At 65.6% G+C, this 5,416-nt stretch carries 8 protein-coding genes; 5 read left to right on the top strand and 3 right to left on the bottom strand.

Translation table 11 applies throughout. The features are described from left to right. On the bottom strand, nt 1–173 hold a 173-nt coding region (locus tag QOC69_RS10710), incomplete at its 3' end, for a helix-turn-helix transcriptional regulator (RefSeq protein ID WP_526439169.1). Between the two features lie 103 nt (nt 174–276). Here QOC69_RS10710 and QOC69_RS10705 point away from each other — a divergent pair. Beyond that, complete coding sequence (locus tag QOC69_RS10705) at nt 277–609, top strand: hypothetical protein (protein ID WP_526439167.1); 333 nt, start codon at nt 277–279, stop codon at nt 607–609. Here the strand turns inward: QOC69_RS10705 and QOC69_RS10700 are convergent. Continuing rightward, nucleotides 587–1,861 carry a cytochrome P450 gene (locus QOC69_RS10700; RefSeq protein ID WP_526439165.1) on the bottom strand — a complete coding sequence of 425 codons (1,275 nt, stop codon included), beginning with the start codon at nt 1,859–1,861 and terminating at the stop codon, nt 587–589. The genes QOC69_RS10705 and QOC69_RS10700 overlap by 23 nt on opposite strands. A gap of 198 nt (nt 1,862–2,059) precedes the next feature. Between QOC69_RS10700 and QOC69_RS10695 the strand changes: the two genes are divergently transcribed. Then, nucleotides 2,060–2,596: a hypothetical protein gene (locus QOC69_RS10695; protein WP_526439163.1), complete on the top strand. Its 537-nt coding sequence runs from the start codon at nt 2,060–2,062 to the stop codon at nt 2,594–2,596. Here the strand turns inward: QOC69_RS10695 and QOC69_RS10690 are convergent. Further along, nucleotides 2,571–3,581, bottom strand: coding sequence for a DUF2867 domain-containing protein (locus tag QOC69_RS10690; protein ID WP_526439161.1), 1,011 nt, complete (start codon nt 3,579–3,581; stop codon nt 2,571–2,573). The two genes, QOC69_RS10695 and QOC69_RS10690, sit on opposite strands and share 26 nt — an antisense overlap. A gap of 119 nt (nt 3,582–3,700) precedes the next feature. Here QOC69_RS10690 and QOC69_RS10685 point away from each other — a divergent pair, with 119 nt between their 5' ends. Genes QOC69_RS10685 through QOC69_RS10675 form a run of 3 tightly spaced genes read left to right on the top strand, consistent with a single transcriptional unit; the run spans nt 3,701 to nt 5,268 of the window. Next, complete coding sequence (locus QOC69_RS10685; protein WP_526439159.1) at nt 3,701–4,249, top strand: TetR/AcrR family transcriptional regulator; 549 nt, start codon at nt 3,701–3,703, stop codon at nt 4,247–4,249. 55 nt (nt 4,250–4,304) lie between these two features. Then, nucleotides 4,305–5,153: an SDR family NAD(P)-dependent oxidoreductase gene (locus QOC69_RS10680; protein ID WP_526439157.1), complete on the top strand. Its 849-nt coding sequence runs from the start codon at nt 4,305–4,307 to the stop codon at nt 5,151–5,153. Then, nucleotides 5,140–5,268, top strand: coding sequence for a hypothetical protein (locus QOC69_RS10675; protein WP_526439155.1), 129 nt, complete (start codon nt 5,140–5,142; stop codon nt 5,266–5,268). The genes QOC69_RS10680 and QOC69_RS10675 overlap by 14 nt, the downstream gene beginning before the upstream one ends. Nucleotides 5,269–5,416 lie beyond the last annotated feature (148 nt).

Raw genomic sequence — 5,416 nt, 5'->3', positions numbered from 1 at the left:
CGACTCGGGGCGGACCGCCCGGTTTCGATGAAGCTGACGTGACGCGATGACACGTCGGCCTCGATGGCCAGATCGAGTTGGCTGAGCCGGCGTCGTTGCCGCCACTGCTTCATCAACGATCCGAACGGGGGATGTTGCACGCCGACGCTGGTCACCGGCCCAGTCTGGCGCATTCCCTGGCAGTCATCGACTACCTCGAAGGTAATTGCTTCGCTTACCCGCGGGCGGGAAGGTGGATGTTGTCCGGGAACTCCCGGGCCGACCCGAGGAGGCGTGATGCAGTCCCGTCAACAGGCGGTAACCGACACGGAGATCCCACGGTGGTTGCGATTCGTGCTGAAGTCCGATCGCGCGGGCTCGTCCTGGTACATCGGCATGGGGTTCTTGTTCGCGCCTGCGCTCGCCATCGTGTCGCCGTGGCCGGCGCTGACCACCGTGCTGTGGATCGTCATCGCGCTGGCCGGACTCTGGCTGGGCCTGCTCGGCATTGCGATGGCGACCGGCCTGGCGATGGTGCTGCGCACCGGCGCGGAGATACCCGAGGACTACTGGCGGTCGATCATCGACTACCCGTCGGCAGCGAAACCTACTGTGCCACAGCGGACTTAGCGGACGCGCCCGTGTAGTCGACCTGCCAGTGCTTGATGCCGTTGAGCCAGCCGGACCGCAACCGTTCGGGCTTGGCCAGCGGCGTGAGGTCGGGCATCGCGTCAGCGATCGCGTCGAAGATCAGATCGATGGTCATCCTGGCCAGATTGGCGCCGATGCAGTAGTGCGCCCCCGTGCCACCGAAGCCGACGTGCGGGTTGGGGTCGCGCATTATGTCGAACGTGTACGGGTCGTCGAAGACGTCCTCGTCGAAGTTGGCGGAGCGGTAGAAGATAACCACTCGCTGACCCTTGTTGATCGGCACGCCGTCAAGTTCGGTGTCCTCCAGCGCCGTTCGCTGAAACGAGGTGATGGGGCAAGCCCAACGGACGATCTCATCGGCAGCGGTGGCGGGGCGCTTGGCCTTGTACAGCTCCCATTGGTCGGGGAACTCCGTGAACGCCATCATGCCCTGAGTGATCGAGTTTCTCGTCGTCTCGTTACCCGCCACCGCCAAGATGATGACGAAGAACCCGAACTCGTCGTCGGTGAGCTTGTGTCCCTCTACATCGGCCTGCACCAGCTTGGTCACCAGGTCCTCGCCGGGCTTGTCCGCCCGCTCCGCCGCCATCTGCATGCCGTACATCATCAGCTCGGCCGACGCAGTGAGCCCGTCGTTGGAGGCGAACTCGGGATCCTGGTCGCCGACCAATTGGTTGGACCAGTCGAACAGCTTCTTGCGATCTTCTTGCGGCACGCCCATCAGCCCGGCGATCGCCTGCAATGGCAGCTCACAGGAGACCTGCTCGACGAAGTCGCCCGAACCCTTTTCGAGTGCCTCCTTGACGATGTTCTCGGCGCGCAGCTTGAGCTCAGCACGCAAACGCTCCACCGCACGAGGAGTGAACGCCCGCGAGACGATCTTTCGCAGGTGAGTGTGATGCGGCGCGTCCATGTTGAGCAGCACGACCCCCCTGCTCGCGTTGATCTGTTCGATCGGCGCGCCTTCCTTGTACCGGGGCAGCGCCGTCTTCTCCTCGCTGGAGAAGACGTCGCTGCGCCGCGACACCTCCTTGACGTCCTTGTGCTTGGTGACCACCCAGAAGCCGCCATCACCGAACCCGCCGACGTCTTCGGGCTGTGCATTCCACCAGATCGGAGCGACCTTTCGCATCTCGGCCAACTCGGCGATGGGCAACCGCTCCGCGTAGATGTCGGGATCGGTGAAGTCGAAGTTCGGGGGGAGATTCGGGGCTTCGGCGGTGTTCGTCATGACTTTCGGGCACTCCTCGTGACGAGGTGGTCTAGCTGGATATGGCATTGCTACACCACAGATGGCACGTGTCGGAGCGGCTTTTCGAAAGTCCCAAGTAGAACGTGTTCCCGTCTTTGATCTGTAACGAAATTCCAATGAACGCGGATGAACCCAGAGGTACCATGAGTCCCTGGCGTAACACCGAGAGGCACCGCGATGAGTCACACCATCCGGACGGTTCTGTCCGCGGTCACCTGCTGCGCTGCGGGCGCGGCCGTCGCCGTAGTGGCATCGGCAACGGCATGGGCCGACCCGCCGCTGCCCGCACCGCAGCCACCACCACTGCCGGTCGAGTCGACCACCGTGCAGGCGGCGGGCGACGCCCCGGCCCCCACACCTCCTGACGGCATTCCTCCTGACGGCATTCCGCATCTCGCGAGCCCCGACGCCTTGCCGCCGGGTTCGACGATGGAGCCCCAGGACGACGACTCGCCGAACGTGAGCTACCTGAAGGATCTGTGGCAGGCCGTGCAGAACCAGGAGATCAGCGGCAAGGAGGCGCTGCTGTTGGGGATTGCGCAGCGCGGCATGAACACGCCGTACCCGGATCAGGCTCCTGGCCCGAATGTGCCGAGCGCACCGGTCGACCCCGCGCTTGCCCCTCCGCCGCCGGCTCCTGCACCTGGACCCGCACTCCCGTGGCTGCCGCCCCCGCCGCCCCCTCCGGCTAGCCCGCTCCCGCCGACTCCGTAACGTCCGCGGCCGCCGCCCGCTCCAGGAGTTCGAGGACCGTACGCACGTGCGTGCGTACGACCGCTGCCCACACCGCTCGAGTCGCTGGGGTGCGGTGGTGCACGAACGTGGCGAAGAGAAGTCCTTCGGGTCGTAAGGCGAACAGAAGCTCGCCGGGCATCCCTATCCGCGAATCCCTGCCGAGCAGCAGGGCGTCCGGAGCGCTGCTGTGCACCTCCCACGCCAGGATCGACGGGCCCGACTCCGCAGCCTTCAATCCGAGCGCCGTCCAACCGGACAGCAGCTTGGCTCGCATCGATGCCGGAGCCTCCTCGAGCATCGCCTTGGCCCACCGCTCGGCCGTCCGCTCTGGATGGGCGCTGGTGTCGACGAGAAACGCGTCGGCGTAGTCGATCCGGGGCAGGGTGCTCAGCTCGCGCACGTCGTCCGGCACCGTCACCTTTCGGGCGGTGGCCTGCCACAGACGGCCGATGGTCCGCAGCATCAGCGGGTAGACCAGTGCGTAGCGAAACGGGGCGATCGCGGCCATGTACACACGCCCGAACCATCCGTTCGGCTTGACGAGCACCGCCATCTGACCGCGGTAGCCACCGTCACCGTCGGACACCCAGCCCAGATGCAGCACCCCGTGCATGGTCTCGTTGGCAATCTCGAGGGCCGCCTCGCGATCGGTGAGATAGACGGGGCGGAACGGCGATTCAGCGGGCACGGCAATGTCGACGTCAGCCAGGTCGGCGGGCAGGCGGTCGCGTAGCGACGGGACACGGGTGCCCAACCCCGTTTCGCCGCGGTCAAGCCCGAACAAGGCGCCAAGGCGCCACCGGATCGCGAACAGCGCGCCGATGACGGGTGAAGACTGCGCCGGGTCGAAGGACTGCATCAACGCGACCAGTCGCGGGAAGTCGTCCGGCCCTCCGAATGTCGGCAACGCCCAGACGTCTTCGACGCGAAAGTCGTTCGCAATGGCATGGATTCGCCAGGGCATCCGGGTGTGTTCATTGATGGGGAGGTTCGGTGACCGAAGCACACACCACTGTATGTATCATGGGATCGTATTGTCAATCCAATATTTCAACGCACCATTTCACCCTTCGGGAGAAATCCATGCCGGCACAGACGCGAACCACCCGCGAGGCGTGGATCGACGCCGGACTGATGGCGCTGGCCGAAGGGGGACCGGACGCCGTGCGGGTCGACGTGCTCGCCCAGACCCTCGGCGTGACGCGAGGCGGCTTCTACCACCAGTTCGACGGAAGACAAACACTGCTCGATGCCGTCCTCGACGCATGGGAGCTCAGAAGCACCGACGAGGTGCTCGACACCGTTGAGCGGGAGGGTGGCGACGCGCGCACCAAGGTCACCAAGGCAGGCATGCTGACGTTCTCAAATGAACTGCTGCCGATCGACCTCGCCGTCCGGGACTGGGCGCGCCGAGACGCAGCCGTCGCCGAGCGACTGCGCCGCGTCGACAACCGGAGAATGGATTACCTCCGCACGCTCGTCGCCGAGCTGCACACCGATGCCGACGACGTGGAAGCGATTGCCCTGCTGGCATTTTCGTTGTTGATCGGCAACCACTTCATTGCCGCAGACCACGGGCAGCATGATCGGGTCGCCGTGCTGCGACGGGCCGCCGACCGGCTGCTGTCCTAAACCGCGTGTCCAACGGCGCGATCAGTCCCTCTACGACGTAAGGAGATTCGGCATCGTGCGACCTCGGGTGGTACTGATCACCGGGACCTCGTCCCGCCAAGGCATCGGCTATGCAACGGCACGGCGTCTGGCCGCCGATGGGCACACGGTGTACGCGACGATGCGCGACCTGGCCACGGCCGACGACCTCACCCGAGACGCCGAGCCCGGCCGCATCGAAGTTCGTACGCTGGACCTGCTCGAACGATCCACCATGGGACCGTTACTCGCGGAAATCGTCGATGCCGAAGGACGCCTCGATGCCGTCATCAACAACGCCGGCTATGGCGTGATCGGTGGCGTCGAACAGGTGTCACTCGACGTCGCGAGGACCAGCTTCGAGACAAACGTGTGGGGCACCATGACCCTCGTGCAGGCAACCCTGCCGATCATGCGCCGGCAGAGCCATGGTCACCTGGTCCTGGTCTCGTCGTGCTTCGTGGCTGGACTCCCCGTGATGGGCATGGGCTACTACTTGGCCGCCAAGGCGGCGCTGGAGACGTTGTTCTGCAGTGTCGCCGCCGAAGCTGCGCCGTCTGGTGTGCTGGTTTCGTGCTTCCAGCCCGGCCCGGTGATGACGGAGCTTGAACGGGTGTGGGGTGACCGCATACCGGAAGGCGGCGACCCTCGCCCAAGCCTGTCCGAGGACCTCTACGCCTGGGTCGGCACGTCCGGTCCCGCTCCGCAGGCGCCGGCAGAAGTGGCCGCGGCACTCGCTGAACTCGTTACCGCCGACAGCCCGACACTGGCCGCTCAGTCGGGTCCCGCGTCTAGGGCCTATGCCGCTGCTGCTCTTCGCGATCCCAGTCGCTCGGCCGAGCTTTCTGGACTGCTTGCCGCTGTCAATGCCAGTGACCCGGACTGACGTATCGGGACACCGGTTCTCGCTGGCCATCGGCAACCACTTCGTCGCCGCCGACCACGGTGACCGCAGCCGGGCGCAGGTGCTCCGGCGCGCCACCGCGCGCCTGTTGGGCTAGTCGGGACACTCCGGGTCCTCGTCATCGGGGTCGGTGAGCATGCGTTCGGGGTGGTGGTAGTTGTTGGTGGTTGGTCGTCGGGTGTTGAGGTGGGGTGGTCGGATCCATTGGGTTCGGCCGTCGGGGAGTTGTCGGGTGGTCCATCCGT

Origin of the sequence: Mycobacterium sp., from assembly GCF_032162105.1 — a bacterium.
In the GTDB taxonomy this organism is placed as follows: domain Bacteria; phylum Actinomycetota; class Actinomycetes; order Mycobacteriales; family Mycobacteriaceae; genus Mycobacterium.
This window is presented reverse-complemented; position numbering and strand designations above follow the sequence as displayed.

Bases quoted from the DNA above. Each gene is read 5' to 3' on its own strand.
- QOC69_RS10705 (WP_526439167.1), top strand. From the start codon at position 277: ATGCAGTCCCGTCAACAGGCGGTAACCGACACGGAGATCCCACGGTGG.
- QOC69_RS10695 (WP_526439163.1), top strand. From the start codon at position 2,060: ATGAGTCACACCATCCGGACGGTTCTGTCCGCGGTCACCTGCTGCGCT.
- QOC69_RS10685 (WP_526439159.1), top strand. From the start codon at position 3,701: ATGCCGGCACAGACGCGAACCACCCGCGAGGCGTGGATCGACGCCGGA.
- QOC69_RS10690 (WP_526439161.1), bottom strand. From the start codon at position 3,581: ATGCCCTGGCGAATCCATGCCATTGCGAACGACTTTCGCGTCGAAGAC.
- QOC69_RS10700 (WP_526439165.1), bottom strand. From the start codon at position 1,861: ATGACGAACACCGCCGAAGCCCCGAATCTCCCCCCGAACTTCGACTTC.